Origin of the sequence: Microbacterium sp. BF1, from assembly GCF_019279095.1 — a bacterium.
In the GTDB taxonomy this organism is placed as follows: Bacteria; Actinomycetota; Actinomycetes; order Actinomycetales; family Microbacteriaceae; genus Microbacterium; species Microbacterium maritypicum.
In genome coordinates, this window is the sequence record NZ_JAGYWT010000829.1 from 1 (window position 1) to 619 (window position 619).

The 619-nt window shown below is 69.0% G+C and carries 1 protein-coding gene and 1 pseudogene; both read right to left on the reverse strand.

Features of this window, described 5'->3' with window-relative positions; all coding sequences use genetic code 11:
• Nucleotides 1–277: pseudogene (locus tag KZA10_RS17045) on the reverse strand (ABC transporter); the annotation flags it as partial.
• 116 nt (nt 278–393) lie between these two features.
• The gene (locus KZA10_RS17050; protein ID WP_164743708.1) at nt 394–546 is read right to left on the reverse strand and encodes a hypothetical protein; all 153 of its coding nucleotides are present in this window, start codon (nt 544–546) and stop codon (nt 394–396) included.
• Nucleotides 547–619: the final 73 nt, after the last annotated feature.

Genomic DNA, 619 nt, shown 5'->3' on the forward strand with positions numbered 1-619 from the left:
TGACCTCGTCGGCGTAGTCGTTCGACGCGACGGACGCAGCGGGGGTCACTGCTGGGGGCGGCGACGCGAAAGTCCCGGGGTGATCGCGCTCGGCCTCTTCGAACGCAGCGAGGTCGGGATCGACCGGCGCAGCGGCGGGCTTCTCCTCCACGCCGTCGTTCGAACCGGGAACATCCGCACCTGCGGCAGCGGCGGCATCCAGACCCGCGTTCGCACTGCCGACGACGTCGTCAACGTCAGCCGGCTTCTCGGGCTGGGGAACGTCGGGGTCACTCATGGGGTGCGCCTCTCATCGGATACGTGCATTGTGAGGGTACCTCCGCGCGAACGGCCGCTCGCGGAGGCGTGCCGACGTGTCGTCATACGCGAGGACACCGCACTGTCTCTTGGGTGTCAGGGGAGCGCGTTGCGCAGTGCATCACCGGCGAACTGCGCGAGCACGGGAACAATCGGCAGCGACAGCCACACCAGGGCTCCGATGATGGCGACGCACACGATGCCGGCGAACCAGCTCATCCCGAGGTTGCGACCACCCACGCGTGCCATGCCTCCACGCTACGACCGAACCGTGCGAGAGCCCGGGCGCAACGCCCACAGCGGCGGTTGCTCCGCGGCAGTC